The 26,827-nt window shown below is 64.4% G+C and carries 26 protein-coding genes and 2 pseudogenes; 17 read left to right on the top strand and 11 right to left on the bottom strand.

Features of this window, described 5'->3' with window-relative positions:
• Positions 1 to 234: 234 nt before the first annotated feature.
• A complete protein-coding gene (locus ACVWW1_RS26740) occupies positions 235 to 822 on the bottom strand; it encodes a PadR family transcriptional regulator (RefSeq protein ID WP_456657979.1) in 588 nt (195 codons plus the stop codon).
• Between the two features lie 164 nt (positions 823 to 986).
• Here ACVWW1_RS26740 and ACVWW1_RS26735 point away from each other — a divergent pair, with 164 nt between their 5' ends.
• The 4 genes from ACVWW1_RS26735 to ACVWW1_RS26720 all read left to right on the top strand — a co-directional run bounded on the left by ACVWW1_RS26735 (position 987) and on the right by ACVWW1_RS26720 (position 6,998).
• Positions 987 to 1,403 (top strand): nuclear transport factor 2 family protein, encoded by a 417-nt coding sequence (locus ACVWW1_RS26735; RefSeq protein ID WP_092119202.1) that lies wholly within the window; start codon positions 987 to 989, stop codon positions 1,401 to 1,403.
• Positions 1,404 to 1,511: 108 nt separating this feature from the next.
• Entirely contained in the window at positions 1,512 to 3,299 is a 1,788-nt protein-coding gene (locus tag ACVWW1_RS26730) for an acyl-CoA dehydrogenase C-terminal domain-containing protein (protein ID WP_456657978.1), read from the top strand.
• A gap of 137 nt (positions 3,300 to 3,436) precedes the next feature.
• Positions 3,437 to 4,645 carry an acetyl-CoA C-acetyltransferase gene (locus ACVWW1_RS26725; RefSeq protein WP_456657977.1) on the top strand — a complete coding sequence of 403 codons (1,209 nt, stop codon included), beginning with the start codon at positions 3,437 to 3,439 and terminating at the stop codon, positions 4,643 to 4,645.
• 139 nt (positions 4,646 to 4,784) lie between these two features.
• On the top strand, positions 4,785 to 6,998 hold the full coding sequence (locus ACVWW1_RS26720; protein ID WP_456657976.1) for a 3-hydroxyacyl-CoA dehydrogenase NAD-binding domain-containing protein: 2,214 nt from the start codon (positions 4,785 to 4,787) through the stop codon (positions 6,996 to 6,998).
• Positions 6,999 to 7,321: 323 nt separating this feature from the next.
• On the opposite strand, the gene ACVWW1_RS26715 is transcribed toward ACVWW1_RS26720, so the two are convergent.
• Entirely contained in the window at positions 7,322 to 7,549 is a 228-nt protein-coding gene (locus ACVWW1_RS26715; protein ID WP_176528830.1) for a hypothetical protein, read from the bottom strand.
• A gap of 404 nt (positions 7,550 to 7,953) precedes the next feature.
• A pseudogene (gstA, locus tag ACVWW1_RS26710) lies at positions 7,954 to 8,572 on the bottom strand (glutathione transferase GstA).
• 130 nt (positions 8,573 to 8,702) lie between these two features.
• Between gstA and ACVWW1_RS26705 the strand changes: the two are divergent.
• From ACVWW1_RS26705 to ACVWW1_RS26695, 3 genes and pseudogenes are all read left to right on the top strand, one after another.
• Positions 8,703 to 9,239 (top strand): MarR family winged helix-turn-helix transcriptional regulator, encoded by a 537-nt coding sequence (locus tag ACVWW1_RS26705; RefSeq protein WP_207834858.1) that lies wholly within the window; start codon positions 8,703 to 8,705, stop codon positions 9,237 to 9,239.
• A 93-nt stretch (positions 9,240 to 9,332) separates the two neighbouring features.
• Positions 9,333 to 10,704: pseudogene (locus tag ACVWW1_RS26700) on the top strand (glutamate--cysteine ligase).
• A gap of 143 nt (positions 10,705 to 10,847) precedes the next feature.
• Positions 10,848 to 11,402, top strand: coding sequence for a PAN domain-containing protein (locus ACVWW1_RS26695; protein ID WP_456657975.1), 555 nt, complete (start codon positions 10,848 to 10,850; stop codon positions 11,400 to 11,402).
• Positions 11,403 to 11,470: 68 nt separating this feature from the next.
• Here ACVWW1_RS26695 and ACVWW1_RS26690 read toward each other — a convergent pair whose 3' ends face one another.
• Positions 11,471 to 12,838 (bottom strand): sensor histidine kinase, encoded by a 1,368-nt coding sequence (locus tag ACVWW1_RS26690; protein ID WP_456657974.1) that lies wholly within the window; start codon positions 12,836 to 12,838, stop codon positions 11,471 to 11,473.
• Positions 12,835 to 13,503, bottom strand: a complete 669-nt coding sequence (locus ACVWW1_RS26685) for a response regulator transcription factor (protein ID WP_456657973.1) — start codon at positions 13,501 to 13,503, stop codon at positions 12,835 to 12,837. The genes ACVWW1_RS26690 and ACVWW1_RS26685 overlap by 4 nt, the downstream gene beginning before the upstream one ends.
• A gap of 383 nt (positions 13,504 to 13,886) precedes the next feature.
• Here ACVWW1_RS26685 and ACVWW1_RS26680 point away from each other — a divergent pair, with 383 nt between their 5' ends.
• Together ACVWW1_RS26680 and ACVWW1_RS26675 are read left to right on the top strand one after the other, a co-directional pair.
• Positions 13,887 to 14,648 (top strand): MipA/OmpV family protein, encoded by a 762-nt coding sequence (locus ACVWW1_RS26680; RefSeq protein WP_456657972.1) that lies wholly within the window; start codon positions 13,887 to 13,889, stop codon positions 14,646 to 14,648.
• A gap of 6 nt (positions 14,649 to 14,654) precedes the next feature.
• Positions 14,655 to 15,413, top strand: coding sequence for a hypothetical protein (locus tag ACVWW1_RS26675; RefSeq protein WP_456657971.1), 759 nt, complete (start codon positions 14,655 to 14,657; stop codon positions 15,411 to 15,413).
• Between the two features lie 277 nt (positions 15,414 to 15,690).
• Here ACVWW1_RS26675 and ACVWW1_RS26670 read toward each other — a convergent pair whose 3' ends face one another.
• The 5 genes from ACVWW1_RS26670 to ACVWW1_RS26650 all read right to left on the bottom strand — a co-directional run bounded on the left by ACVWW1_RS26670 (position 15,691) and on the right by ACVWW1_RS26650 (position 19,640).
• On the bottom strand, positions 15,691 to 16,257 hold the full coding sequence (locus tag ACVWW1_RS26670; protein WP_456657970.1) for a nucleotidyltransferase family protein: 567 nt from the start codon (positions 16,255 to 16,257) through the stop codon (positions 15,691 to 15,693).
• A gap of 102 nt (positions 16,258 to 16,359) precedes the next feature.
• The gene (locus ACVWW1_RS26665; RefSeq protein WP_456657969.1) at positions 16,360 to 16,704 is read right to left on the bottom strand and encodes an MmcQ/YjbR family DNA-binding protein; all 345 of its coding nucleotides are present in this window, start codon (positions 16,702 to 16,704) and stop codon (positions 16,360 to 16,362) included.
• A 10-nt stretch (positions 16,705 to 16,714) separates the two neighbouring features.
• Positions 16,715 to 17,485 carry a signal peptidase I gene (lepB, locus tag ACVWW1_RS26660; protein ID WP_207834863.1) on the bottom strand — a complete coding sequence of 257 codons (771 nt, stop codon included), beginning with the start codon at positions 17,483 to 17,485 and terminating at the stop codon, positions 16,715 to 16,717.
• Positions 17,485 to 18,909 carry a metalloprotease TldD gene (gene tldD, locus ACVWW1_RS26655; RefSeq protein WP_456657968.1) on the bottom strand — a complete coding sequence of 475 codons (1,425 nt, stop codon included), beginning with the start codon at positions 18,907 to 18,909 and terminating at the stop codon, positions 17,485 to 17,487. The genes lepB and tldD overlap by 1 nt, the downstream gene beginning before the upstream one ends.
• A 272-nt stretch (positions 18,910 to 19,181) precedes the next feature.
• On the bottom strand, positions 19,182 to 19,640 hold the full coding sequence (locus tag ACVWW1_RS26650; RefSeq protein ID WP_176528837.1) for a winged helix-turn-helix transcriptional regulator: 459 nt from the start codon (positions 19,638 to 19,640) through the stop codon (positions 19,182 to 19,184).
• 136 nt (positions 19,641 to 19,776) lie between these two features.
• Here ACVWW1_RS26650 and ACVWW1_RS26645 point away from each other — a divergent pair, with 136 nt between their 5' ends.
• Genes ACVWW1_RS26645 through ACVWW1_RS26635 form a run of 3 tightly spaced genes read left to right on the top strand, consistent with a single transcriptional unit; the run spans position 19,777 to position 21,324 of the window.
• A complete protein-coding gene (locus ACVWW1_RS26645) occupies positions 19,777 to 20,169 on the top strand; it encodes a DoxX family protein (RefSeq protein WP_456657967.1) in 393 nt (130 codons plus the stop codon).
• A gap of 10 nt (positions 20,170 to 20,179) precedes the next feature.
• Positions 20,180 to 20,683, top strand: coding sequence for a DsrE family protein (locus ACVWW1_RS26640; protein ID WP_456657966.1), 504 nt, complete (start codon positions 20,180 to 20,182; stop codon positions 20,681 to 20,683).
• Between the two features lie 35 nt (positions 20,684 to 20,718).
• A complete protein-coding gene (locus ACVWW1_RS26635; RefSeq protein ID WP_456657965.1) occupies positions 20,719 to 21,324 on the top strand; it encodes a redoxin domain-containing protein in 606 nt (201 codons plus the stop codon).
• Positions 21,325 to 21,342: 18 nt separating this feature from the next.
• Here the strand turns inward: ACVWW1_RS26635 and ACVWW1_RS26630 are convergent, their stop codons facing one another.
• The gene (locus tag ACVWW1_RS26630; protein ID WP_176528840.1) at positions 21,343 to 21,870 is read right to left on the bottom strand and encodes an invasion associated locus B family protein; all 528 of its coding nucleotides are present in this window, start codon (positions 21,868 to 21,870) and stop codon (positions 21,343 to 21,345) included.
• Positions 21,871 to 22,357: 487 nt separating this feature from the next.
• Between ACVWW1_RS26630 and coxB the strand changes: the two genes are divergently transcribed.
• The 5 genes from coxB to ACVWW1_RS26605 all read left to right on the top strand — a co-directional run bounded on the left by coxB (position 22,358) and on the right by ACVWW1_RS26605 (position 26,788).
• A complete protein-coding gene (gene coxB / locus ACVWW1_RS26625; protein WP_176528841.1) occupies positions 22,358 to 23,197 on the top strand; it encodes a cytochrome c oxidase subunit II in 840 nt (279 codons plus the stop codon).
• Between the two features lie 126 nt (positions 23,198 to 23,323).
• Complete coding sequence (gene ctaD, locus ACVWW1_RS26620; RefSeq protein ID WP_176528842.1) at positions 23,324 to 24,940, top strand: cytochrome c oxidase subunit I; 1,617 nt, start codon at positions 23,324 to 23,326, stop codon at positions 24,938 to 24,940.
• 62 nt (positions 24,941 to 25,002) lie between these two features.
• Complete coding sequence (locus ACVWW1_RS26615; protein WP_176528843.1) at positions 25,003 to 25,941, top strand: heme o synthase; 939 nt, start codon at positions 25,003 to 25,005, stop codon at positions 25,939 to 25,941.
• 38 nt (positions 25,942 to 25,979) lie between these two features.
• Positions 25,980 to 26,144 (top strand): CoxF protein, encoded by a 165-nt coding sequence (locus ACVWW1_RS26610; protein WP_194458181.1) that lies wholly within the window; start codon positions 25,980 to 25,982, stop codon positions 26,142 to 26,144.
• A gap of 5 nt (positions 26,145 to 26,149) precedes the next feature.
• Positions 26,150 to 26,788, top strand: a complete 639-nt coding sequence (locus ACVWW1_RS26605) for a cytochrome c oxidase assembly protein (RefSeq protein ID WP_176528845.1) — start codon at positions 26,150 to 26,152, stop codon at positions 26,786 to 26,788.
• Positions 26,789 to 26,827 lie beyond the last annotated feature (39 nt).

Below are 26,827 nucleotides of genomic sequence, written 5' to 3'. Positions count from 1 at the left end.
GCCTCCCCGCGCATTCCCGTTAAGAGACAATCGAATTCTGCGCTGGTCGTCTGCTTCAGCTGCTGACTTTTTCCCGTCACGGTAAATAACGGGTTAAGGAATGCGGCCGGCGGGCCTTAAAGTTAGAGAATCCGGGAACCTGTTGCGCCGGATCAGGACACGCCTATCGCTTTCCGGCAAAGCGGATTCCGCGTCGCGTGTCGGCACGCGCAAAACATGACCTGAGATTTGTTTCTAGCCGTTGCCTTCGCGCTTGCCGTCGTCGAGCGGCAGCACATTGCTGCGGCCGGACATCGCCGACAGCGCGTCGAGCGCCTCCTCGCACCACTCCACCACCATGCGCTCATGGCGCATCCCGAGACGCAGACTGAGCATCTTGCCGACATCGGCCAGCGGTGCGGTGCCGTCGGGAAAGCGCTTGTTGAGCAGGCGCTCGTAGCGCTCATAGCGGTCACGGTGATGCTCCAGCCGCGCCATCAGGTCGGTGCGCAGCGGCTCGATGTCGACGCAGTCGAGCGCATAGAGCCGGACCAAGAGGTCGTCCTTGATCGAGGCCGGAACGCTCGGCCGCGCCGCCCAGTGCTTCAGCGCCGCGCGCCCCTCGGCCGTCAGGGTGTAGACCAGCTTGTTCGGCTTGCCGGATTGCACTACCTCGCGGCCTTGGACATGGCCCTTGTCGCGCAGGCGGGAGAGCTCGCGGTAGATCTGTTGATGGTCGGCCTTCCAGAAGAAGCCGATCGAGGCGTCGAACGTCTTGGCGAGCTCATAGCCCGTCATCGGACGTTCCGTGAGGCAGGCGAGGATTGCGTCACCGAGTGCCAACGCCCACCTCCATCTCAGTTCCCGAGTTCGCCATTCTGAAGTTCGCTTGACTTTATGCGCAACTGTGCATATGCGTCAATATGCATATGATGATCGGCGTGCCGCCTTGTCGCGCGCGGCTGATGTTCAGGCTTCTTAAACCCCCTGCCGCAGGAGACGTCCGAATGAGCAAGCCGGGCCTCGACAAGTGGTACGCTTACATGAAGTCCCACGACACCGCCGCTCTGTGGGATCTGCTGCATCCCGACGCGGTGTTCGAAAGCCCGGTCGTGCACACGCCGCAGCGCGGCCGCGACATTACCTTCAAATATCTTACCAGCGCCGCCAAGGTGCTCGGCGGCCCGACCTTCAAGTATCTCGGCGAGTGGCGCAACGACACCGGCGCGGTGCTCGAATTCGAGAACGAGATCGAAGGCATCAAGCTGAACGGCGTCGACATCATCACGTTCGACGGTGACGGCCGGATCACGCATTTCAAGGTGATGGTGCGCCCGCTCAAGGCGATCAACCTGCTGCATCGGATGATGGGCGAGGAATTGATGAAGCAGAGCGGCGCAACGTCGCAATCACAGTCTCGCTAGGACCTGCCGCGGACCTTCCGAACCGGATAAGGTCCGTTCCAACAAACCCAAGGACAAGCTGAGCAGCATCGGTCGCGCGTGCGACCGCGAGCCAGCCGGGAGATCAGCATGCCGACCTACAAAGCCCCCGTCGAAGACGTCAGCTTCCTGTTGAACGACGTTTTCCAGATCGATCGCTACGGCAATCTTTCCGGCTTCACCGATGCGTCGGCCGATGTGCGCGAGGCGATCCTTGGCGAGGCCGCCAAGCTCAGCGAAGAGGTGTTGCAGCCGCTCAATCGCACAGGCGATCTCGAAGGCTGCAAGCGCAATGACGACGGCAGCGTCACCACGCCGAAAGGCTTCAAGGAAGCCTTCAAGCAGGTCGCCGAAGGCGGCTGGCTCGGCCTGTCGGCGCCGACTGAATTTGGCGGCCAGGGCCTGCCGGTGACGCTCTCGCAGGCGGTCAACGAATTCCAGATCTCCGCCAACATGGCATTCTCGATGTATGGCGGGCTGACCATGGGCGCGACCGCCGCGCTCCTGGTGCACGGCACCCCCGAGCAGAAGAAGACCTATGTGCCGAAGATGATCGCCGGCGAGTGGACCGGCACCATGAACCTGACCGAGCCGCAGTGCGGCACCGATCTCGGTCTGCTCCGCACCAAGGCGGTGCGCCAGGCCGACGGCAGCTTCAAGATCACGGGCACCAAGATCTTCATCTCCGCCGGCGAGCATGACCTCGCCGAGAACATCATCCACCTGGTGCTGGCGCGCATCGAAGGCGCGCCGGCCGGCATCAAGGGCGTCTCGCTGTTCGTCGTTCCCAAGGTGCTGGTCAATGCCGACGGCTCGCTCGGCCAGCGCAACGGCGTCACCTGCGGCTCGATCGAGCACAAGATGGGCATCCACGGCAATTCGACCTGTGTGATGAACTACGACAACGCCACCGGCTGGCTGATCGGCGAAGAGAACAAGGGCATGCAGGGCATGTTCGTGATGATGAACGAGGCCCGCCTCGGCGTCGCCGTGCAGGGCCTCGCGCAGTCCGAGGTCGCCTATCAAAACGCGGTCGCCTATGCGCGCGAGCGCCTGCAGGGCCGCGCGCTGACCGGCGTCAAGGCCGCCGACAAGCCGGCCGATCCGATCATCGTGCATCCCGACGTGCGCCGCACGCTGCTCACGATCCGCGCCTTCAACGAGGCGGCGCGCGCCATGGTGGTGTGGACCGCGCTGAAGAGCGACGTCGCGCACCGCTCCAACGACCCGAAGGATCGCCAGGCCGCCGACGACCACATGGGCCTGATGACGCCGGTGCTGAAGGGCGTTCTGACCGACACCGGTTTCGCCAACACGGTCTCGGCGCAGCAGATGTTCGGCGGCCACGGCTATATCGCCGAGCACGGCATGGAGCAGTTCGTGCGCGATGCCCGCATCGCGATGATCTATGAGGGCGCCAACGGCATCCAGGCGCTCGACCTGGTCGGCCGCAAGCTGCCGCGCGACGGCGGCCGCGCCGCGATGGCGTTCTTCGGCGAGGTCACGGCCTTCGCCAAGGAGCATGGCGGCGACGAGGCGATGAAGCCGTTCATCACCCCGCTCTCCACAGCTCTCGGCCATCTGCAGCAGGCCACCGGCTGGCTGATGCAGAACGCGCTGACCAAGCCCGACAATGCCGGCGCCGCCGCGACCGATTTCATGAAATTGTTCGGCCTCGTCGCGCTCGGCTACATGTGGGCGAAGATGGCCAAGGTGGCGCAGGACAAGGCCGCCGCCGGCGCCACGCCCTACCTCAACACCAAGCTCGTGACCGGCCGCTTCTTCATAGAGAGGCTGCTGCCGGAGACCGCCGTGCATCTGGCCCGGATCCAGAGCGGCAGCGCCACCACGATGGAATTGGCCGCGGAAGCGTTCTGAAGCGTTTTCCAGCGAAGTGGATACCGGTTCGCGTGAAGAAAACGCGTCAAACAAGAAAGCCTTGAAAATTGCCGTTGCACCCGTGCGGCGGCGCTTCCTTCCGTATATATTATGATCCTCATATAAAGGAGGGCGTCATGCCTGAGGCATACATCTACGATCACGTTCGTACCCCGCGCGGCCGCGGCAAGGCCGATGGCGCGCTCCACGAGGTCACCGCGCTGGCGCTCGCCACGGTGCCGCTGAAGTCGCTCAAGGAGCGCAACAATCTGCCCGAGGACTCCGTCGACGACGTCATCCTCGGCGTGGTCGATCCGGTCGGCGAGGCCGGCTCCGACATCGCCCGCTTCGCCGCGCTGAAGGCCGGTCTCGGCGAAAAGGTGCCGGGCGTGCAGATCAGCCGCTTCTGCGCTTCCGGCCTCGATGCCGTGAACTTCGCCGCGGCCCAGATCATGAGCGGCCAGCATGAGCTCGTGATCGGCGGCGGTGCGGAATCGATGAGCCGCGTCGGCATCGGCGCCTCCGGCGGCGCCTGGCCGATGGATCCCTCGATGGCGGTGCCGGCCTATTTCATGCCGCAGGGCATCTCGGCCGATCTGATCGCGACCAAGTACGGTTTTTCGCGCGACGACGTCGATGCCTATGCCGTGCAGAGCCAGCAGCGTGCGGCTAAGGCCTGGGACGAAGGTCGCTTCAACAAGTCGGTGGTGCCGATCAAGGACGTCAACGGCCTGACCATCCTCGCCATGGACGAGCACATGCGCCCGACCACGACGATGCAGTCGCTGGCGCAGCTGCAGCCGTCCTTCGCGGCGATGGCGGCGATGGCCGGTTTCGACGCGGTGGCGATCCAGTCGCACCCCGAGGTCGAGAAGGTCAATTACGTGCATCACGCCGGCAATTCCTCCGGCATCGTCGACGGCGCCGGCGCGGTGCTGCTCGGCAGCAAGGAGGCGGGGGCCAAGTACGGGCTGAAGCCGCGCGCAAAAATCCGCGCGTTCGCCAATATCGGCTCGGAGCCCGCGATGATGCTGACCGGCCCGGTCGACGTCACCGAAAAGCTGTTCGAGCGTTCCGGCATGAAGAAGTCTGACATCGACCTGTTCGAGCTCAACGAGGCCTTCGCTTCGGTGGTGCTGCGCTACATCCAGGCCTTCGACATCGACAACGCCAAGATCAACGTCAATGGCGGCGCGATCGCGCTCGGCCATCCGTTAGGGGCGACCGGCGCGATGATCCTGGGCACCGTGCTCGACGAGCTCGAGCGCACCAACAAGGAGACGGCGCTGGTCACGCTGTGCATCGGCGGCGGCATGGGCACCGCCACCATCATCGAGCGCGTGTAACCGGGAAGGCAGCGTCATCCTGAGGTGCGAGGGCGAGAGCCCGAGCCTCGAAGGATGGATAAATTCACTGACTCATCCTTCGAGGGCCTCGCAAGAGCGAGGCCACCTCGGGATGACGGAGAGATTGGGAGCGACTTACATGGCCTTCAAGAATTTCAAGTTCGACGTCGACGCCGACGGCATCGCGCTCGTCACCTGGGACATCCCCGGCCGTTCGATGAACGTGTTCGACGAGGTCTCGACCCGGGAGATCGGCGAGATCATCAAGCAGACGACGAACGATGCCGCGATCAAGGGCGTCGTGATCACCTCGGCCAAGGAGGCGTTCTGCGCCGGTGCCGACCTCTCGATGCTCGAGGGCATGAACCGCAACTACGCGCAGCTCTTCAAGGAGAAGGGCGAGGAAGCCGCGAACCAGATGCTGTTCGAGCAGAGCCGCCAGATGTCGCAGTCGTTCCGCGCGATCGAGACCTCGGGCAAGCCGTGGGTCGCCGCGATCAACGGCCTCGCGCTCGGCGGCGGTTTCGAGATCACGCTGGCCTGCCACTACCGCGTCGCGGCCGAGAACCCCAAGACTCGCCTCGGCCTGCCCGAGATCAAGGTCGGCCTGTTTCCCGGCGCCGGCGGTACCCAGCGCGTGCCGCGCCTGGTGTCGCCGCAGGACGCGATGCAATTGCTGCTCAAGGGCGAGGCGGTCAATCTGACCCGCGCCAAGGCGCTCAATCTGATTCACGCCGTCGTGCCCGCGGCCGATCTGATCAAGGCCGCGAAGGACTGGATCAAGGGCGGCGGCAAGGCGGTCGCGCCGTGGGACGAGAAGGGCTTCAAGCTGCCCGGCGGCCCCGTCTTCTCCAAGATGGGCATGCAGATGTTCCCGGCCGGCAACGCGATCTATCGCCGCGAGACCTACGACAATTATCCGGCCGCGCGCGCCATCATGAGCTGCGTCTATGAAGGCCTGCAGCTGCCGATCGACGCCGCGCTGCGGGTCGAGTCGCGCTACTTCACGCAAATCCTGCGCTCGAAGGAAGCGGCTGCGATGATCCGCTCGCTGTTCCTGTCGATGCAGGAATTGAACAAGGGCGCGCGCCGCCCGGCAGGCGTGCCGCCGACCAAGGTGAAGAAGCTCGCCGTGATCGGCGCCGGCTTCATGGGCGCCAGCGTCGGCTATGTCTCGGCGCAGGCCGGCATCGACGTCGTGCTGGTCGATCGCGACCAGGACAGCGCCGACAAGGGCAAGGGCCACGCCAAGACCGTGGTCGACGGACTGGTCGCGAAGGGCCGGATGAAGCAGGAGGCCGGCGATGCCATCCTCGCGCGCATCTCGGCCACTGCGGACTACAACGTGATCTCGGACTGCGACCTCGTCATCGAGGCCGTGTTCGAGGACCGCAAGGTCAAGGCCGATACCTACGCCAAGGCGCAACCGCTGCTGAAATCGGGCGCGATCTTCGCCTCCAACACCTCGACGCTGCCGATCAATTCGCTGGCCGAGGAGTTCAAGGACCAGGGCAAGTTCATCGGCATCCACTTCTTCTCGCCGGTCGAGAAGATGATGCTGGTCGAGATCATCCTGGGCAAGAACACCGGCGACGTCGCGCTGGCGACCGCGCTCGACTATGTCCGCGCCATCAGCAAGACGCCCATTGTGGTGAACGATTCCCGCGGCTTCTTCGCCAACCGCTGCGTGATGCGCTACATCTCCGAGGGCAATGAGATGCTGCTCGAGGGCGTGCCGCCGGCCATGATCGAAAACACCGCCAAAATGGCCGGCATGCCGGTCGGGCCGCTGTCGCTGCAGGACGAGGTCGCGCTCGACCTCGGGCTGAAGATCACGAAGGCGACCGAGGCCGATCTCGGCCCCAACGCGATCGACCAGGCGCAGAAGAAACTGATGGTCGAGATGGTCGAGAAGCAGGGCCGCTTCGGCCGCAAGAACGGCAAGGGCTTCTACGATTATCCGGAGAAGGGCAAGGGTCAGAAGAGCCTGTGGCCGGGGCTGGCCAATCTGCAGCCGAAGCAGCTCGATCCCGACACGCTCAGCGTCGAGGAATTGAAGCAGCGCTTCCTGGTGGTGCAGGCGGTGGAAGCCGCGCGCACCGTCGAGGATCACGTCATCACCGACGTACGCGAGGCGGATGTCGGCTCGATCCTCGGCTTCGGCTTCGCGCCGTTCACCGGCGGTGCGCTGTCCTACATCGACTTCATGGGCACGAAGAATTTCGTCGCGCTCTGCCACGCCTTCGAGAAGAAATACGGTTCTCGCTTCACTCCGCCGGAGCTGCTCGAGGAGATGGCGGCCAAGGGCGAAACCTTCTACGGCCGCTTCCCGCCGAAGAAGCAGGCGGCGTGAACGCCGTTACGTTTTGAACCAACTCGCGCAGGATCAAGCCGGTCATCGATCCGACTTGATCCTGTTGCGCGACGGTCGCGCAGGTCAAAGTCCCGCCACGCTTGCTCCCCACTGGCACCATGCTGCTGGCATCACTCTTGCTGGTCCATCGCCAAGACGATCACCAAAGATGACGATCAGGGTTGGGGTGTCCTGCAATGCGTTCTGTGCTCAAGGAAGGTGCCGCTGAGGTCGCCGGCAAGCATTCCGTCTCGCTCTCGCCGCCGCAACGAGGGAATCCGCTGCGCTTGCGGGGCAAGGGTCCTTCCTGGTTCGGTCTGGTGCTACTCGTTCTGGCCGTGGACCTTGTGCTCGCGGCGGCCGCGTGGAATGCCGTCGACTTCTTCCGCCATTGAGCCGTCATGGTCCGGCGAAAGCACAGCGCCGGTGAGATAGGCGATCTGGTTGAATGCGAGGCAGGCGACGACGATCGGGGCGCCGGTGGCAAATGCATAGCCGTCGGATTGGAGCACGATTGCCGCGAGCACCGCGATCAGCGGCGACACCAGCATCAATGTCCAAACCCGAAAGTACAAACTGGTTGCCAGCCCGACGAGCGTGCTGGGTCAATAAAAGCGTAAAGGCGATCGTCACATTTTTAGACCAGTTGGAGCGGAGGGCGCGCCGCAGGTCATAGTCGGTCAGTTGGATCGCACGAACAAGGAGAGGAACGCCCTCAGCCGGAAGTACACCGACTTAGTATTAATCGGTACAATGCAGGTCAAATTGAGACGTTCCGCACAGCTCGGAACCCGGACGCACTGCCGATGTCACCGCGAGCATGGAGGCCGTGCTCTCCAGGAGATGGGCCGGCTGCCAGCAGCGCCGTCGAGCCCGCCAGGTGCTGGCGCCACGCAGAGAAAAGGGCCGGATCCTGATCCGGCCCTTTCACGTCTGATGAAACTGGCGCGAGAGCTCAGGCCGCCTTCAGCAGGCCTTCCTTCTTCAGCGCTTCCTGCACCTTCGGGCGCGCCGCGACGCGGGCCTTGTAGGCCGTCACATTGGGCAGGCCGGAGAAGTCGAAGCCGAGGCGGTCTTGCGCCCACATCATCATGGTGAACAGGTAAGCCGTCGGCGACCGTGAACTGGTTGCCCATCAGATAGTCGCGCCCGGCGAGCTGGCTCTCGACATATTTGAACTTGCCCATGGCGCGATCCTTGAAGAAGGCCTTGGCGTCGTCGGCCAGCACGGGCGAGAACATCGGACCGAGATTCTTGTGCAGCTCGGTCGTGATGTAGTTCAGCCATTCGAGCAGTTTGTAGCGCTCGTTGGAGTCCCGCGCCGGTGCCAGCTTCCGGTCGGCGACCCTGTCGGCGATCATCTGGATGATGATCGGCCCTTCGGTGACCATCTCGCCGGTATCCAGCGCCAGCGCGGGCACTTGGCCCTTGGGGTTCACTTGCAGGAAATCGTCGCCGTTTTCGAGCTTCTTGGCGCGCAGATCGACCTTGACCAGGTCGTAGGGCAGGCCGGCCTCGAGCAGGGCGATGTGGGGGGAGAGGGAGCAGGCACCGGGGGAGTAATAAAGCTTCATGGGGGTATTCCTTCCCTTGTTCTTGGCGTCCGGAGAGGGATTGCCTACATGCACCTGCATGAAATAGTCAAGATTGATGCAGATGCATTCAGTGCGGTACAGTCGGTGCCGGGACCTTATGGGCTAGACGATGAAACGCAAGCTATCGAGCGAGGCGACGGCCGCCTGGATCCGCCTGATGCGGGTGCCGAGCCGGGTGCTGGACTGCGTCGAGCAGGATTTGAAGAAGGCCGGCTTTCCGCCGCTCGCCTGGTATGACGCCTTGCTCGAGCTGTCGCGCGCGCCGTCGGGCGAGCTGCGCCCGGTCGAGCTCGAGCGGCAGATGCTGATCCCGCAATATTCGACCTCGCGGCTGATCGACAAGCTGGTCGACGAGGGGCTTGCCGCCCGGCGCGAATGCAAGATCGACAAGCGCGGCCAGTTCGTCGAGATCACCGAGGCCGGTCGCGAGCTCCAGAAAAAGATGTGGAGCGCCTATTCGGCCGCGATCGACAAGCATGTCGGCTCGAAATTGTCCGATGCCGACGCGGCCAGGCTGTGCGGTCTGCTCGACCGTCTGGGCTGCTCCTGCGGCGACGCCAAAAGCGACGCCAAAGGTGACACCAAGGTCGATGCAAAGAGCGACACCAAGGCCGCGCCGGCGCGAGACGGCGTGCCTGCCCGATGATATTCCTGATCCCATCATCCGCGGCCATTGTAGCTCGCGGATGTCCCTGCCACCGCGCGCCTTCGATCGAAGCGCCCTTGAGTTGGATTTTCTATGGCGCGTGACCAGATCGACATGACGCCGCTGCAGTCGCGCGACGAACTCGTGGCGTGGATTGAAGCCGGCGTGAAGCCCGAGTCCGAATTCCGGATCGGTACCGAGCACGAGAAGACCCCGTTCACGCTCGAGGGCCATCACCCCGTGCCCTATGAAGGCGCGAAGGGCATCGGCGCGCTGCTCGAGGGCATGAAGCTCTTGCTCGGCTGGGAGCCGATCATGGAGCGCGGCAACATCATCGGGCTCTATGACGTCACCGGCGGCGGCGCGATTTCGCTCGAGCCGGGCGGGCAGTTCGAATTGTCGGGCGCGCCGGTCGAGACCGTGCACCAGACCCAATCGGAGCTGATGGCGCATCTGGCCCAGGTGCGGGAGGTCGCGACCCCGCTCGGCATCGGCTTCCTCGGCCTCGGCATGACGCCGTCCTGGTCGCGGGCGCAGATCCCCGTGATGCCCAAGGGCCGCTACAAGATCATGAGAAATTACATGCCGAAGGTCGGCAAATACGGCCTCGACATGATGTTCCGGACCTGCACGGTGCAGACCAATCTCGACTTCTCCTCCGAAGCCGACATGGTGAAGAAGCTGCGGGTGTCGCTGGCGCTGCAGCCGGTCGCGACCGCGCTGTTCGCCAACTCGCCATTCACGGAAGGCAAGCTCAACGGCTTCCTCTCGTTCCGCTCAGAGATCTGGCGCGACACCGACAATGCGCGCTCTGGCATGATCCCGTTCGCGTTCGAGGACGGCATGGGCTTCGAGCGCTATGTCGATTACGCACTCGACGTGCCGATGTATTTCGTCAAGCGCGGCGAGGAATATATCGACGTCTCCGGATCGTCGTTCCGCGACTTCTTCGCCGGCAAGAATGCCGCCTTCCCCGGCGAGCGCCCGACCTTGTCGGACTGGGCCAACCACCTGTCGACGATCTTCCCCGAGGTGCGGCTGAAGCGTTACCTCGAGATGCGCGGCGCCGACGGCGTGCCGTGGGGCCGGCTGCCGGCGCTGCCGGCGTTCTGGGTCGGGCTGCTCTACGACAATGACAGCCTCGATGCCGCCTGGGACATCGTCCGGCATTGGACCGCGCCGGAGCGTCAGGCGCTGCGCGACGACGTGCCGCGTTTCGGCTTCAAGGCGCGGATCAAGGACCGCTATCTATTCGAGATCGCCAAGGAGTGCCTGATCCTGTCGCACGCCGGATTGCGGCGGCGCGGCCGGATCGATCATCTCGGACGCGACGAGAGCCGCTTCCTCGAACCGCTCGAGCGCATTCATCGAGACCGGCCGCTCGCCGGCGGAGGAGATGCTGGAGAAGTTCAACGGCCCGTGGAAGGGCTCGGTGGAACCGGCCTATCAGGAGTACGCCTTCTAGTCCCCGCTTGGCCTGAATTCGGGTCCGGAACGCGCGCTGACGGCGGTGGTGTCGCACCCGCCGTTCATCAGCCGTACAGGTTCATGGCGTTCAAATGACGCCCCGCGAAGTGCGCGGGGCTGTGCGAATTTGAAAGCAATCTCATGGGGATAGGTCGCCTCTTTAGGGCGTGGATGGTGATGTTCGCGGTTTTCGCGGCCGCTTTCGTCGCACGCCCGGCATTGGCGCAGACCAATTTCGACCGTCCCGGCGGCGACTACCTGAATGCGCCGGTGACATCAGGCGATCCCGCCGATTGCGCGCTCACCTGCGAGCGTGACCGCCGCTGCCGCGCCTGGAGCTTCAACTATCCGACCGACGCCAACAACGGCGCTGTGTGCTGGCTGAAGAACACCGTGCCGGCGCGGGTGCAGAACGTCTGCTGCGTCTCAGGGGTGCGTGGCGCGGGCGTGGTCGAACCGCGCAACGGCGCCATCGAAACCTCGATCGACCGCCTCGGCGGTGACTACAAGAATTTCGAGCTGAAGAGCAGTGACGGCGACGAGGCCTGCCAGGCCGCCTGCACCGCCGACAACAAGTGCCGCGCCTGGACCTACGCCCGGCCTGGCTATGCCGGCCGCGACGCGCATTGCTTCCTGAAGAAGGAGATCAAGCCGCCGCGCCGCAAGGCGGGGTTCACGTCCGGCGTGGTGCGCTAGCGCCAAGGGCGGTTGATCGCCCTCTGGATACGATGATCGCCCATCCGATCCTCACCGACCGGGCTCCCTCAGCTTACCCCGGCCGCGCGCTGAATTGGCATGGCCAACGCGGCCTCCGGAAAGCGAAGGCAAGCGGTCGTTCCCTGTCCACGGTTCGACGCAATGACGAGCTCACCGCCATGCGAGGCCATGATCTCCTGCACGATCGACAGGCCGAGGCCGGCGCTGTTCCTGGCCGTGCCGCCGGTCTGGAATGGCTCGATCAGCTTGGACTCCGAGCCCGGAGAGAGTCCGGCGCCGTCGTCGCTGATCGATACGCGGCCGCGGCTTAGGCTGGCCCTGATGCTTCGGGCGCCCCGGGCGTGAATCAGCGCGTTGCCGACCAGGTTGGCCAGCGCGCTCCTGACAGCAGCTTCGACGCCCTGCACGATGGTGGCCGGTTCGTCGCTGTGTTCCAGCGAGAGTTCGATCCCGGCGTCCAAAGCCGACGGGCTGAAATCTGCCAGCACGTCGCGCGTCACGGTCGCAAGGTCGATCGGCCGCTTTTCGAGCGTCCCGTTTTGCAGCCGCGCCAGGTCCAGCATGGCCGAAACGAGCGATGTCAGCCGGCGGACATCGTGAATCAGCTCCACCCGCAAGGCGGGATCGGCCACGTCCTCGACCCTGGCGCGCAACAATGTCAGGGGGGTGCGGAGCTGATGGGCGGCGTTGCCCAGGAACCGGCGCTGCGTCCGGATGTAGGAGTGGATTTCATCAAACGCGCGGTTCAGCGCCGTGGCCAGCGGCTTCAGTTCTGCCGGGACCCGATCGAGCGAAATCGATCCCTGCGGCGCGGCCGGATCGATCGCGAGGGCAAGCTTCGTCACCCGTTCGATGCTGCGCGCGACGAAGCGCGCGGCGAGAAATACGCCGATCGCCACGATCAATACGTACCCCGCCGCGTAGAGGGAAATCTCGAACAGATTTTTCAGGATGAACCACATCGCGATCTGGTCACGACGGACCTGGGCATTTCCGATCATCATCACGAGTTCGGGGACGTGGCCGCTGTGCATGACGACCATGCAGAACGAGCTCTTCTGGTCGAGCGACTTGAGCATGGACAGACCGCTTGGTCCGATAAAGGGCAGCGAAACCGGAAGCGGTGGCCTGCGTTCGCGCCCGAATTCGCTTGTCACATCGCCGTAAGCCACGACGTACCACAGGTCCGGGCTTTGGGATTTCAGCTCTTCCAATCGGGCGGTGGGGCGGACTGTGAGCCTGTCGCCGGGGTTGATGTCGGTGGCGCGACCAAGAACGTAGGCGGCCGCAAAGCAGCCGCTGCGTTCGGGCTCCTGCGCGATGAACAGCCAGAAGACGAGGCCGAGCGCGGCGAAGAAAATCACGGCAGCGGCCATCCCGAGCCAGAGCGTCAATGTCCGTGCGATCGACGTCATCGGATATTTGCCATCCTCAGAATGTAGCCGATGCCCCGCATGCTGCGGATCTCGACATTGCTGCCAAGTTCGGACAGCCTCTTGCGAAGCCGAGACACTTGCGACTCGAGCGTGTTGGATTCGATCTCGTCGTCGAATCCGTAGATGGCCTCGATCAGTGCCTCGCGGGCGATGACGCGGTCGCGTCGCATCAACAGCGCCTCGAGGATCAAGGCCTCGCGGCGCCGGAGCAGGACCGTGTGGCCGGCGACGGTCGCCTCGTTGGTGCCGATCTTCAGTTCGACATTGCCGAACGAAAGCATTGACGGCACGAAGACGCGGGGCCGCCGCAGCACGGCCCGTGCTCTCGCGACGAACTCCTGCGGCTCGAAGGGCTTGCCCAGATAGTCGTCGGCGCCGCCGTTCAGCCCGCCGATCACATCTTCCTTGGCGTCCTTGGCGGTCAGCATGATGATGGCCGGCCTCTCCGGCAGCCGGCTCAGCGTCGTGACGATACTGAGCGCATCGCCATCGGGCAGCATTCGGTCGACGATCGCCAGATCGTAATTGAAACTGCTGAGCGCATGCCTCGCATCCGTAACGGACTCGACGATGTCGATAACGCCGCCGAGCTGTCCGAGCAGCCGGTCGAGATAGGCGGCGATTTGCGGTTCGTCTTCGATCACGAGAAAGCGCACAGACCTTGCCTCGCATGTTCGGTCGATGATCTTGCAGGCGATTGTGTCGGCATCGCGCCAGCGATGGTTCAGCGCTCGCAACACTTATCGGCAGGCGGCTTTGACAAGGCAAGCCACGAATCTTTTCGGGCTTCGTGGGCGCCCGCCGCGCGGCAATCTTCGGGCAATGTTCACAGGCCACCTACCCGCGACCATACGACAACGCTTCCCACTGGGCCCAGGTCAGAGGTTTTGAGCATTCCGCCATGCGAGAGTTGTTCCGTTCTTGCGCGGCGAAGACCGCGCGTCGTGCCGTCGTTGCTGCTCTTCCTGCCGCATTTGGCGTTGTCGCGGCCTTTCCCGGTCGGGCTGCCGCTCAAACCGCGTTCACGTTGCCGGCTCCGCCTTTTTCAGTCCCGTTCCTGCCCTCGGTCTCGGGCAACTGGACTGTGATGATCGGCGCGAGCGGGGCGTCCAGACCGGATTTCGAGGGTACAAACCACACCAAGTTCACCCCGGTCCCGATTTTCGCGATCCGTCGCGCCGGCACCGTCGATCAGTTTCGCAGCCCGCGCGACAATGCGAGCATCGCGATCGTCGACTTCGGTGATTTTCGGGCCGGTCCCGTCGGCAAGTTCGTGACGTCGCGAAAAGCGAGCAGGTACCCCGAGCTCAGCGGTCTTGCCGACGTCAACGCGGCCTTCGAGCTCGGCGGATTCGTCGAATACTTTCCGGTCGACTGGTTTCGTGTGCGCAACGAGACGCGCCAGGGCCTTGGCGGGCACCACGGCATCGTTTCCGACTTCTCGGCGGACTTCATCGTGCCGGTGTTTGGCGGCCTCACCATTTCCGCCGGACCGCGCTTCACGCTGGAGACCGCGAAGGCGGTCTCGCCCTATTTCAGCATCGATACCGTGCATGCGATGGCGACCGGGCTGCCGGTGTTTGACGCCAAAGGCGGGGCGCATTCGGCCGGTGTCGGCGCGCAGCTGTCGTATCGGATCAATCCGAAGTGGGAAGTTCATTCCTATGTCGAATATGATCGACTGCTCGGCGACGCCGCGAAGAGCCCGATCGTGACGGTCCGCGGCTCGGCAAATCAGACCACGTTCGGCGTCGGCGCCTCCTATTCATTCGACGTCAAGGTTCAATGAGAGCCCATGCGACGCAGCGGTCGATGTGCGAGCTTCGCGGCGGTCGTTCTTGTCGCCGCAAATGTGGCCGGGTGCGCGACGTTTGCGACCAGCGAGAGCAAGCTGCAGGCGGTCAAGACCGTCGGCATCATTTCGGCGGTCGGCGATCAAGTGACCGTCGCCAAGGGAGGGCTCACGGGCCTGGACAATGGCAGCAACAGCTTCCCGATCGGGCCGTGGGGGCTTGATGATCTGATCGTCCAGCAGGCGACGGCGGCGCTGGGCGGCCGCTTTCAGGTGCAGCCGGTCACCTACAGCCGTTCCGCCTTTGCCACCATCAAGGATTCCGTGTTCACGCCCGCCAACCTTGTTCGCGGCGATCCGTTCAAGCAGCTGGTCCGGACCGAGGTGTCTCCGCAAGGGCTCGATGCGTATATCGTCATCACCAAGGCGCAGGCGGCCTACGGTGGCGGCCACCGAAAGGTCGAAGGCGTCGGCTTCATCACCTACCAGACGGTGACGGAGTCCTACAGCCAGATCTATGCGCTCTACGAAATCAGGGTGATCGACGGCAAGACGTTTGACGTCATCGACAAGAAATCGGCCCAGCCGCTGGGCAATGCGGGAAATGTGCCGCTCGCCGGTCCGAGCCGGCCGGTCGACGGGAATTTTCCAATCAGCTCGGGCGATGGCAACGATGAGGGCCTGCACCGGGCGATCGTCGACCTGATTACACGCAGCCTGCCGACGACGTTGGGCGACATGCATCTCGCGGCTGTCCGCTGATACCAATCAACAAGCTGGGAGAACTGCTTTGGAGACGTAGATGTTTGACCGGTACTGGTTCCTGCTGGCCGTCTTGCTTGGCGTTGTCGTGATTTTTCTGGCGAGTCTGAGCTTGATCATCGGCCCCTAGGCACGCAGCATCGCAAGAACGGTACGGGTGAGATCAGGCTGCCGCGCCGCAAGGCGGGGTTTTACATCGGGCGTGGTGCGGTAGCGCCGCACATACATCTGTCGTCCCTGCCTAGTGCGCAATTGCGCGCTAGGCAGGGACGACAGGTTACTCCGCCGCCAGCACCGTGATCTCCGGCCACAGCGCCTTCCACCGCTCAGCCTTCCTCGCATAGTTCGCCGCGGAAAAATTCGCGGTGAGGTTCGGCCGCACGATCATGCCGGCGACATGTTCGAAACCGTTCGGCGCATAGACGTCGTAACCATCGGTGCTGCGGCGGATGCCGATCTGCGTGGTCGCGGCGAGGAAGCGATCGATGCCGTCGGTCGAACGCGACAGCGCGGGGTAGGGCAGGCCGTGCTTGTCGGGATACCAGAGATGGACGCGGGCCTGGTTGCGCGCCTCGATCGCAACCCCGAGATGACCGAGCCGCGCCTTCAGCTCGCGGATCACTGCGTCCTCGGCCTCCCACGACGTATCCGGATCGAAATAGAAGATGTCGTAGTCGCTGATGCCGTAATCGATCGGCCGGCCAGTCAGCGCATTCCACACGGTCTGCACCAGGCAGCCGGACACCAGCCAGGCGTCGGGCAGGGCAACGCGGTGCAGCTCGTCTGTGATCGCTTGATTGGCCGGGTTGCGCAGCGCGGCGGTGAGGAATTCGTCTTGCGTCATGCTTTTCCCCGTCATTGCGAGGAGCGAAGCGACGAAGCAATCCGTTGATCCGTTATGCCGTGACATGGATTGTTTCGCTGCGCTCGCAATGACGGATGAGAGTTATGCCATCGTCGCGTCGTAATCCCTGACCGCCTTCTTCGATGCCAGGGTGCGCCAGTGCCGGCGCAGCAACGGCTCGACGGTCGTGCGCTTGGCCTTCGACAGGCGGATCAGCACGATCGGATAATCACGGTAGTGATCGGTGAAGTAGAACACCGTCGGCTGGCTCTCGACCAGCATGTCGCGCTCGTCCGGCGGCACGCCGGGCATTACCAGGCTGTCGCCGTCCTCCTTGAGCCGCACCAGCATCTTCTTGCGCACCTTCAGCGCCGGTGTGCCGTAGGACGAGCCGCCCTCGATCTCCGGCCACGCCAGCACCAGGGTCCTGACGTCGTCGAAGGTCACGTTGGCGAGCTCACTGCACCGAGGTGAAGAAGCGTGCGAGGCGGAAGCCGGAGAGCCAGGTCCAGACCGGCTGGCTGCGGATGCCCATGTCCCAGGAACCGACCACTGCATCGGCGCGGCCGATCAGATTGTCGATCGGCAACAGGCCGACGCCGCCGTCGCGCACCGGCACGCGGCTGTCGGCGGAATTGTCCCTGTTGTCGCCGAGCACGAACAGATTGCCGGGCGGCACCGTCACTTCGGCCGTGTTGTCCAACCTTCCATTGTCGCGGATCTTGAAGATCGCGTGGCTGACGCCGTTCGGCAGCGTCTCGATATAGCGGTAGGCGTCCTCGCCGCCGCCGCGATCGTCCTCGGCAAAGCCGGTGCCGTCGGGCTTCAGCGCCGCCGGGTGATCGTTGATGAAGAGCTGGCCCTGCCGCATCTGGATGCGATCGCCGGGCAGCCCGACCACGCGCTTGACCCAGGCCTGCGAACGGTCGCCCGGCCAGCGGAACACGACGACGTCGCCGCGCTTCGGCGTCTCGCCGAACACGCGGCCGGTCTCCGGCAGCGTGATCTGGATCGGCAGCGACGCCGCGCCGTAGCCGTAGGGAAATTTCGAAGCAACCAGCGCGTCGCCGATCAGCAGCGTCGGTTCCATCGAGCCCGACGGCACGTAGAACGGCTCGGCGATCGCGCCCTTGGCGAGGAACACGACGGCCACGATCGCGGCCAGTTGCACGGCCTGCCCGCGCCAGCTGGTCGGCTTGGCCGCCACGACTTCGTTTCCGCTGCTCACTAGCCCGTTCCTCCGACCGTAATCCGTTCCATCCGCAGCGTCGGCTGGCCGACGCCGACCGGCACGCCCTGGCCGTTCTTGCCGCAGGTACCGATTCCCGTATCCAGCGCAAGATCGTTGCCGATCATGGTGATCCTGTGGAGATCGGTCGGTCCATTGCCGATCAGCATGGCGCCCTTCAGCGGCGCGCCGAGCTTGCCGTCCTCGATCTTGTAGGCTTCGGTGCACTGGAACACGTACTTGCCCGAGGTGATGTCGACCTGGCCGCCGCCGAAATTGGCGGCATACATGCCGTTCTTCACCGAGGCGATGATCTCGGCCGGGTCGCGGTCACCCGACAGCATGTAGGTGTTGGTCATGCGCGGCATCGGCACATGGGCATAGCTCTGCCGACGGCCGTTGCCGGTCGGCTTCATGCCCATCAGCCGGGCATTCTGGCGATCCTGCATGTAGCCGACCAAAACGCCGTCCTCGATCAGCACGGTGCGGTTGGTCGGCGTGCCCTCGTCGTCGATCGACAGCGAGCCGCGGCGCGATGCCATGGTGCCGTCATCGACCACGGTGACGCCCTTGGCTGCGACCTGCTGGCCCATCAGGCCGGCGAAAGCGGAGGTCTGCTTGCGGTTGAAATCGCCCTCGAGCCCGTGGCCGACGGCTTCATGCAGCATCACGCCGGGCCATCCGGCGCCGAGTACGACATCCATCTCGCCGGCGGGCGCCGGCACCGATTCGAGATTGACCAGCGCCTCGCGCAGCGCGCCGTCGGCGGCATCGCGCCAGGCCTTGGTCTCGATGAAGCGCGCATAGCCCTCGCGGCCGCCATAGCCTTTGCTGCCGCTCTCCTGCCGGTCGCCGTGGCCGGCGACCACGGAGATATTGACGCGCACCAGCGGACGGATGTCGCGATAGCTCTCGCCGTCGGGCCGCAGGATCTCCACCACCTGCCAGGTCGCGGTGAGGCTGGCCGAGACCTGCCGCACCCGCGGGTCCTTGTCGCGGACATAGGCGTCGATCTCGCCGAGCAGTTTTACTTTTGCCTCGAATGCCGGGCCATCGAGTGGATTCTCGTCGCCGTAAAGCTTGATGTTGGTGTGGGCCGGCGCCGCGGCAAACGTGCCGGCATAGCCGCCGCGCACGGCCGCGACCGCATCCGCGGCGCGGATCAATGCCGGGATCGAGACATCGGAGGAATGCGCGTAGCCGACCGCGTCGTCCTTGACGGCGCGCAGGCCAAAACCCTGCGAGGTGTCGTAGGTCGCCTGCTTCAGCCGGCCGTTGTCGAACACCAGCGCCTCGGTCTGCCCGAACTCCAGGAACAGCTCGCCGTCGTCGGCACCTTCAAGTCCGCGGGACACCTCGCGGCGGACGGCATCGCGGTCCAGATTGGCGCGGTCGAGCAGGGAGGTGGTGGCAGGATTGGTCATGGTCACTCCGACGCAATGCGATTCCTTGGCGATTCCTTGTCATCCTTGCCTGAAGCGCAGCCGATTGCCAGTGCGGAACCCGGAAGCAGGACTTTCGGGCGATTGAAGCAGAGACGAGCGGAAAACTCACCTTACAACCCGGAAACCTGTGCCGGTCCCGGTTCAGGCCTGGACGGCGATCTGCAAAGATAGTGTTTGGGGTGGCAAACCGGGAGTGCCTGCGGCTATCCGGTCGATCACGGCAGCCCCACGCGATTGTCACCTTGTCGTCATCAGCCAGCCCGCCGATCCGCCTTCCGCTGCTGGCCCTCCGGCGCGATGCCGTCGCTCGACGGTTCAGGCTTCGGCTGCGCGGCACCCTGCGCCGAGGTCGGAAAACCATGCTCCTGCGCCCACCGGTACAGCTCGTCGAACACCGGTTTGAGCGCCTTGGCTGACGGCGTCATCTCGTACTCAACCCGCGGCGGCACCTCGGGATAGACCGTGCGCTTGACCAGGCCATTGGCCTCGAGATCGCGCAGCTGGGTGGTCAGCATGTGCTGGGTCACGCCGGGGATCGCCTGCCGCAATTCGCCGAACCGGCGCTTGCGCTCGACCAGTTGCCAGAGGATGTCGCCCTTCCATTTCCCGGCCAGCACCGACAGCGCCCGATGAAATTGCGCTGACAGGTCGCCGTTGCACGGCTCGGACGCCGCCGGAGGCTCGGCGGGCTCGATAGTCAGTTTTTTCATACTACCTCACAAAAAGCATCCTACTTGTTCTTTTCATCTTACTCCCGAATTTAGTCCATCGAAAGCCCAGGGGCCGGTCGCCGAATGGGCGGGTGGCCGCGCGGTCCGGTCGATTCGAACATATGGGGAGTCATCCATGTCAGTTGCCGTTGCCGCAGCGCCGTCGCGCTGGAAATCCGTCACGCTGTGGGTCGTCAGGGGATTGCTCGCGCTTGCCTTTGCCGCCGCCGGTGCGGCCAAGCTCTATGGCGTGCCGATGCTGGTCGAGGAATTCGAGCATATCGGGCTCGGCCAGTGGTTCCGCTATTTCACGGGATCGTTGGAGCTGCTCGGCGCGGTCCTGATCCTGGTGCCGCCGGTCGCAGCCTTCGGCGGCCTGCTGCTGAGCTGCATCATGGTCGGCGCCACCATCGCGCATCTGTTCCTGATCGGGGGCTCGCCGGTGCTCGCCCTCGTGCTGCTGACGTTGAGCGCGATCGTAGCCTACGCCAAGCGCAGCCAATTCGGCTTGCTCGCGAGCTTGCCGTGAGCTGGCCGCGATGCGCTTCTCTCGCCGCATCCTGACGCTGGCCGCGGGGCTCGCACTGGCCTTCGCGGTGCCGTTCGCCGTGACATTGCTGCTCACCGGCTCGGTCGCGGCGGTCTCCAAAGTCGAGCTGAAGAAGCCCGAGCCGCGCGTGCACCATGTGGTGCTGCCTATCAACTCGGACGATCCGACCACGATGCGGGCGCTGATCTCGACTGCGCTCAATCTTCCGAAATATTATCGGGAGCGCAACGAGCCGTTCGAGATCGAGGTCGTCGCCTACAATGCCGGTGTCCACATGCTGCGCGCCGATACCTCGCCGGTGAAGGACCTGTTGCGGGTGGTTCGGGGGCTCACGCCGGACATCCGCTTCGTGGTCTGCGAAGCCACCAAGCTCGGCATGGAGCGTGCTGAGGGACATCCGCTGGTCCTGCTCGACAATGTCGATCTGGTGCCGAACGGGCCCGGACGCATCATCGAATTGCAGGAAGCCGGCTGGTCCTACATCCGGTCCTGAGCGATCTGGCCATCAACGCAAGCGGAGTAACCGCCATGACTTCTGTTCAGGTGCCCACCCGCCGCGCCGTCGTCGCCGGCATGATCGGCGCCGGCGTCTCGCTCGCGATGCCGGCAGCACGCCTCCGCGCAGCGTCGGGACCACCGCCGTTCGGCACCATCCGCCACCAGTTCACGCTGGTTCAAGGCGCCCGCCCGGTGCCGCAGGTGGCGATACCGGCGCTCGCCGGCGGCGCGCTCGATCTCACCTCGTCCAAGGGCAGACTGGTGCTGGTGAACTTCTGGGCCACCTGGTGCGCGGCGTGCCGGAGCGAGCTGCCGATGCTGGATCGCCTCGCCGCCAGCGGCCGTAGCGATCTTGCGGTCGTCGCTGTCAGCACCGATCGCAACCGCGCACTGGTCGCGCCCTATGTCAAGCAGCTCAAGCTCCGCCATCTTGCGATCGGCTTCGATCCCGGCGGTCTCGTGTCGCGCGTCGACGCTGCCGAGCTCGACACGCCTTTCGCGCTCTACGGCATGCCGATCTCATTCCTGATCGGCATCACTGGACAGGTCGAGGGCTACATGACAGGAGAGGCCGACTGGCTCTCTGCGGAGGCGAGCGGGCTGTTCGATTATTATGCGGGCGGTGCTACGCAGTAATTGCGCGTAGCAGCCGGCCTAGGGCAATTTGTCATAGCCCTCCGCCAGCCCGTTCAGGCTGAGCGGAAAGCCGATGCCCTCTTCCGGGGTCTCGAAGATGATGAACGTCGCGGTCTTGGCGTTTTTGAGCTGGCCGAGCAGCTTGTCGTCCATCACGACCTCGGCGACACAGCCATTGGGCAGGCATCTGACGAAACCGGCGCGGCCGACGTCCTGGTTGTCGAGCTTCAGGCCGAGGCCGGAGGGCAAGAGCACGCCGAGCGGGGCGACCACGCGCATCAGGCGGCTCTTCTGGTCGGCGGTCTTCAGCACGATCACGGTCAGGCCGGCATTGGAGCGGTCTTCGGCTACCACGCTCTGGATCAGAGCGCATTGCTCGGCCTGGGCGCCGGGCGGAGTGTCGCAGCGGATCTGCCAGTCGCCATGGACCGAGCGCACCGCGCCCTGCGCGTTCGCCGGCTGGGTCAGGCCGAGAGAAAGGGCCAGAATCAGCAAGCCGCCGAGCCAGCCGGCCTTTCGTTCTGCCTGAATTTTCGAAGCGCCCATCCGGGGTCGATCCTTTGATTGTTCGGTCGGTCCGGCCGTCGAGGCCGCCGGGTAGCACGCATCAGTCGACTGATACCGCAATTGGGCGCCTTGAAGGCGATCTTGAAGCCATTCCCGCGCCGGATTGGGGCAGCCCGCAGCGAATCAGGTTCCTGCGGGCCATCCCGTCTGTGCGTACATCCGGTAATCCACCTGTCAACAGTGCGCGGCGCTGTTTCGGCGACTTTCGCTTGATTTTGCGGGAAAATTCGCAAGCGGCAGCTTCATCGCACGCGCATGGCTTTCGGCCGTACTACTGCATTGCGAGCGCCTGCGAATTATGGTTTGAGAGGCTGGATTTCGACGCGTTCTAGCGATCTGGCTCCCGTACCCACCTTGACTCAGAGACGGGTATGTCCGGAAGGCCATTTGTCAGGGCGGATCGTGCTGTATCTCCGGTCACGTGCCGGGGGTGCGTTGGGGAATAATGCAAGGGAGCGCGAACGGCATGAAGATGTCGATTGGCCGGTTGGGCAGGCAATTGCTGGGGTTGGCGGTGGCGGGTGTGGCGTCAGTCGCCGCGGGGTCGGCCCTCGCCGAAATGGGGCAGCCGGCACCGTGGGAGCACACGCTGCAGGAAGCCGCGACCCCGGTGATGGAAAACATCATCTGGTTTCATAATTTCCTGCTGGTGCTGATCACCGTCATCACCCTGTTCGTGCTGGCGCTGCTCGTTATCGTGGTGGTGAAGTTCAACGCCAAGGCCAACCCGGTCCCCTCCAGGACCACCCACAATACGCTGATCGAAGTGGCCTGGACGCTGATCCCGGTCCTGATCCTGGTCGGCATCGCGGTGCCGTCCTTCCGTCTCCTGTTCCTGGAGCTCGACGTACCGAAGCCGGACCTGACCGTGAAGGTCACCGGCAAGCAGTGGTATTGGTCCTACGCCTACCCGGATAACGGCAAGTTCGAGTTCGACTCGCTGCTCGACAAGGACAAGCAGCCCCGGCTGCTCGGCGTCGACAACGAGATGGTGGTCCCGGTCAACAAGGTGGTGCGGATCCAGACCACCGGCGCCGATGTGATCCACTCCTTCGCGGTGCCGGCCTTCGGCGTGAAGATCGACTCGGTCCCCGGCCGCCTCAACGAGAGCTGGTTCAAGGCCACCAAGACCGGTGTGTTCTACGGCCAATGCTCGGAACTGTGCGGCAAGGACCATGCCTTCATGCCGATCGCGGTGCGGGTCGTCAGCGACCAGGAATTCGCGACCTGGGTTGAAGGGGCCAAGAAGAAGTTTGCGACCAACCCGGCGAATTCCTACGCCTCGGCTGGTCAGGCGGCGCAGTAAGCCCCAAGGGTTAAGGCCCCAAGGGTTAAGGCCCCAAGGCTTAAGGCCCCAAGGCTTGCGGCGCGGATGGAATAAGGGCGATGGGACCGCAAGGTCCAAGAGGGACTGCAAGGCAGGATTTTGAACATGGCGACAGGCGCAGCGACACACGACGATCACGCCCATGATGATCACGCCCACCATCCGACCGGATGGCGGCGCTATCTCTACTCCACGAACCACAAGGATATCGGTACGATGTACCTTGTCTTTGCGGTGATCGCGGGCATCATCGGCGCTGCGATGTCGATCGCGATCCGTGCCGAGTTGATGTACCCGGGCGTCCAGATATTCCACGAAACGCACACTTATAACGTGTTCGTGACCTCGCACGGTCTGATCATGATCTTCTTCATGGTCATGCCGGCGATGATCGGCGGGTTCGGCAACTGGATGGTGCCGCTGATGATCGGCGCGCCGGACATGGCGTTCCCACGCATGAACAACATCTCGTTCTGGCTGCTGCCGGCCTCGTTCGCGCTGCTGCTGCTGTCCACCTTCGTCGAGGGTGAGCCGGGCGCCAACGGCGTCGGTGCGGGCTGGACCATGTACGCGCCGCTGTCGACCTCGGGCCATCCGGGACCTGCGGTCGATTTCGCGATCCTGTCGCTGCATCTCGCCGGTGCGTCGTCGATCCTCGGTGCCATCAACTTCATCACCACGATCTTCAACATGCGCGCGCCGGGCATGACCCTGCACAAGATGCCGCTGTTCGTGTGGTCGATCCTGGTGACCGTGTTCCTGCTGCTGTTGTCGCTGCCGGTGCTCGCCGGTGCGATCACCATGCTGCTGACCGACCGCAATTTCGGCACCGCCTTCTTTGCGGCCGACGGCGGCGGCGATCCCGTGCTGTTCCAGCACCTGTTCTGGTTCTTCGGTCACCCCGAAGTGTACATCCTGATCCTGCCCGCCTTCGGCATGGTCAGCCAGATCGTCTCCACCTTCTCGCGCAAGCCCGTGTTCGGCTATCTCGGCATGGCCTACGCCATGGTCGCGATCGGCGGCATCGGCTTCGTGGTGTGGGCGCACCACATGTACACTGTCGGCATGTCGTCGGCGACGCAGGCCTACTTCGTCGCCGCCACGATGGTGATCGCGGTGCCGACCGGCGTGAAGATCTTCTCCTGGATCGCCACGATGTGGGGCGGCTCGATCGAGTTCAAGGCGCCGATGATCTGGGCGATCGGCTTCATCTTCCTGTTCACCGTCGGCGGCGTCACCGGCGTCGTGCTGGCCAATGCCGGCGTCGACCGCGTGCTGCAGGACACCTATTACGTGGTGGCGCACTTCCACTACGTGCTGTCGCTCGGCGCCGTGTTCGGCATCTTCGCCGGCTGGTACTACTGGTTCCCGAAGATGTTCGGCTACATGTACTCGGAGCGGATCGCCAAGGCCCACTTCTGGTTCACCTTCATCGGCGTCAACCTGGTGTTCTTCCCGCAGCACTTCCTCGGCCTGTCGGGCATGCCTCGTCGCTACGTCGACTATCCGGATGCGTTCGCCGGCTGGAACCTGATCTCCTCCTGGGGCTCCTACATCTCCGGCATCGGCGTGCTGATCTTCATCTACGGCGTGATCGATGCCTTCGTCCGCAAGGAGCAGGCTGCGAACAATCCGTGGGGCGCGGGTGCGACCACGCTGGAGTGGACGCTGACCTCGCCGCCGCCGTTCCACCAGTTCGAAGTGCTGCCTCGCGTGCAGTAAGTCCAAGACAACGCGGCGCACCCTGGGTGCGCCGCGCCTTTTGAGAGAAGTGAGACCTGATCTTGTCGGTTGTCGATCACAACGCCATCGAGCTGCCCCGGATTTCCGAGGCCGAAGTGGGCGACTACATCGCGCTGTTGAAGCCGCGCGTGATGTCGCTGGTGATCTTCACCGCGCTGGTCGGGCTGATGATCGCGCCGGTGCATGTCCATCCGGTGCTGGCATTCACCTCGATCCTCTGCATCGCGGTCGGGGCCGGCGCCTCGGGCGCGCTCAACATGGCCTATGAGAGCGACGTCGACGCCTTGATGTCGCGCACCGCCAACCGGCCGATCCCGCGCGGCCGGATCACCTCGGCCGAGGCCGCCGCCTTCGGCTTGACGCTCGCCTTCTTCTCGGTGATGACGCTCGGCATCCTGGTCAACTGGGTCGCGGGCGGGCTGCTTGCCTTCACCATCTTCTTCTATGCCGTGATCTACACGATGCTGCTGAAGCGCTGGACCGCGCAGAACATCGTGATCGGCGGTGCTGCCGGCGCGCTGCCGCCGGTGGTGGCTTGGGCGGCCGCGACCGGCTCGCTCTCGGTCGAGCCGATCCTGCTGTTCCTGATCATCTTCTTCTGGACCCCGCCGCACTTCTGGGCGCTGGCGCTGTTCCGCAGCGACGACTATGCGCGCGCCGGCATTCCGATGCTGCCCGTGGTCGCCGGTCCCGACGCGACCCGGCTGCAGATCCTGCTCTACACCATCGTGCTGGTCGCAATCGCGCTGGCGCCGTGGCCGCTCGGCTATTTCGACGCGATCTACGGCGTCACCTCGCTGGTAGCAGGCGCCGGCATGCTGTGGCTCGCGATCGAGGTCTATCGCCGCCGTGAGGGCGTTGCAGCCAACAAGGCCACGCGCCGGCTGTTCGCCTTCTCGATCCTTTATCTGTTCGCGCTGTTTGCCGTCCTCCTCGCCGAGGTGGTCGTCCGCGCGATCCTGCCTGTCTTCATCGGGTAGGGACGCCGGGGGGCAGGATGGGGGCGCATGGGATACCAATGGACGAGAAACACGAACCAGAAGGAATCGTCCTCACCGAGGCGCAGCTCAAGAGCCGTCGCCAGCGCTCGATCGCCATTGCGCTCGCGCTCGGCGTCATGGTCGTACTGTTCTTCGCCGTCACCCTCGTCAAGGGGCCGGCCGTGCTGGTGCGGCCGCTGTGAGTGAGATGGCAAACCAGAGCGCGCCGCAGACTCCGCAAGGCGAGGGCGCCAAGGTCACGCGCCGCGGGCTGACGCGCGACGCCATGGTCGCGTCGATCTGCGGCTTCGTAGTGGTGCTGATGGTCGGCGCGTCCTACGCGGCCGTGCCGTTCTACAACTGGTTCTGCCGCACCACCGGCTTCAACGGCACCACCCAGGTCGCGACCTCGGTGCCGACGGATGCGCCGCTTGCGCGCACCATTTCGGTCAGCTTCGATTCCAACGTCGCGCCGGGCCTGCCCTGGAAGTTCGAGGCCGAGCAGAACACGATCGACGTCAAGATCGGCCAGGTCGTCACGGTCTATTACACCGTGACCAACCAGTCGGCGCGCGCCACGACAGGACAGGCTGCCTACAACGTCGCGCCGCTGACGGTCGGCGCCTATTTCCAGAAGATCAACTGCTTCTGCTTCACCGAACAGACCATGGCGCCGGGCGAAAAGCGCGAGATGGCCGTGGTGTTCTATGTCGATCCTGCGCTGGCCAAGGACAGCGAGAACGACACGCTGAAGAACATCACTTTGTCCTACACCTTCTTCCCCGTGCGCGATGCCGCGCCGAAGCCCGTGGCTGCGGGCGAGGCGGAGCAGCGCAAGGGCGGCTAGTTCTGGAATTCAAGATTAAGACGTGCCTTGCGGCACGCG

Source organism: Bradyrhizobium sp. JR3.5, from assembly GCF_054057015.1.
This window is presented reverse-complemented; position numbering and strand designations above follow the sequence as displayed.

Excerpts from the sequence above, each read along its gene's own strand:
- ACVWW1_RS26635 (WP_456657965.1), top strand. The coding sequence starts at position 20,719 with ATGACTTCTGTTCAGGTGCCCACCCGCCGCGCCGTCGTCGCCGGCATG.
- ACVWW1_RS26720 (WP_456657976.1), top strand. The coding sequence starts at position 4,785 with ATGGCCTTCAAGAATTTCAAGTTCGACGTCGACGCCGACGGCATCGCG.
- ACVWW1_RS26640 (WP_456657966.1), top strand. The coding sequence starts at position 20,180 with ATGCGCTTCTCTCGCCGCATCCTGACGCTGGCCGCGGGGCTCGCACTG.
- ACVWW1_RS26650 (WP_176528837.1), bottom strand. The coding sequence starts at position 19,640 with ATGAAAAAACTGACTATCGAGCCCGCCGAGCCTCCGGCGGCGTCCGAG.
- ACVWW1_RS26670 (WP_456657970.1), bottom strand. The coding sequence starts at position 16,257 with ATGACGCAAGACGAATTCCTCACCGCCGCGCTGCGCAACCCGGCCAAT.
- ACVWW1_RS26715 (WP_176528830.1), bottom strand. The coding sequence starts at position 7,549 with ATGCTGGTGTCGCCGCTGATCGCGGTGCTCGCGGCAATCGTGCTCCAA.
- ACVWW1_RS26645 (WP_456657967.1), top strand. The coding sequence starts at position 19,777 with ATGTCAGTTGCCGTTGCCGCAGCGCCGTCGCGCTGGAAATCCGTCACG.
- coxB (WP_176528841.1), top strand. The coding sequence starts at position 22,358 with ATGAAGATGTCGATTGGCCGGTTGGGCAGGCAATTGCTGGGGTTGGCG.
- ACVWW1_RS26690 (WP_456657974.1), bottom strand. The coding sequence starts at position 12,838 with ATGACGTCGATCGCACGGACATTGACGCTCTGGCTCGGGATGGCCGCT.
- ACVWW1_RS26725 (WP_456657977.1), top strand. The coding sequence starts at position 3,437 with ATGCCTGAGGCATACATCTACGATCACGTTCGTACCCCGCGCGGCCGC.
- ACVWW1_RS26630 (WP_176528840.1), bottom strand. The coding sequence starts at position 21,870 with ATGGGCGCTTCGAAAATTCAGGCAGAACGAAAGGCCGGCTGGCTCGGC.
- ACVWW1_RS26705 (WP_207834858.1), top strand. The coding sequence starts at position 8,703 with ATGAAACGCAAGCTATCGAGCGAGGCGACGGCCGCCTGGATCCGCCTG.
- ACVWW1_RS26605 (WP_176528845.1), top strand. The coding sequence starts at position 26,150 with ATGGCAAACCAGAGCGCGCCGCAGACTCCGCAAGGCGAGGGCGCCAAG.
- ACVWW1_RS26695 (WP_456657975.1), top strand. The coding sequence starts at position 10,848 with ATGGGGATAGGTCGCCTCTTTAGGGCGTGGATGGTGATGTTCGCGGTT.
- ACVWW1_RS26675 (WP_456657971.1), top strand. The coding sequence starts at position 14,655 with ATGCGACGCAGCGGTCGATGTGCGAGCTTCGCGGCGGTCGTTCTTGTC.
- ACVWW1_RS26730 (WP_456657978.1), top strand. The coding sequence starts at position 1,512 with ATGCCGACCTACAAAGCCCCCGTCGAAGACGTCAGCTTCCTGTTGAAC.
- ctaD (WP_176528842.1), top strand. The coding sequence starts at position 23,324 with ATGGCGACAGGCGCAGCGACACACGACGATCACGCCCATGATGATCAC.
- tldD (WP_456657968.1), bottom strand. The coding sequence starts at position 18,909 with ATGACCAATCCTGCCACCACCTCCCTGCTCGACCGCGCCAATCTGGAC.
- ACVWW1_RS26735 (WP_092119202.1), top strand. The coding sequence starts at position 987 with ATGAGCAAGCCGGGCCTCGACAAGTGGTACGCTTACATGAAGTCCCAC.
- ACVWW1_RS26610 (WP_194458181.1), top strand. The coding sequence starts at position 25,980 with ATGGACGAGAAACACGAACCAGAAGGAATCGTCCTCACCGAGGCGCAG.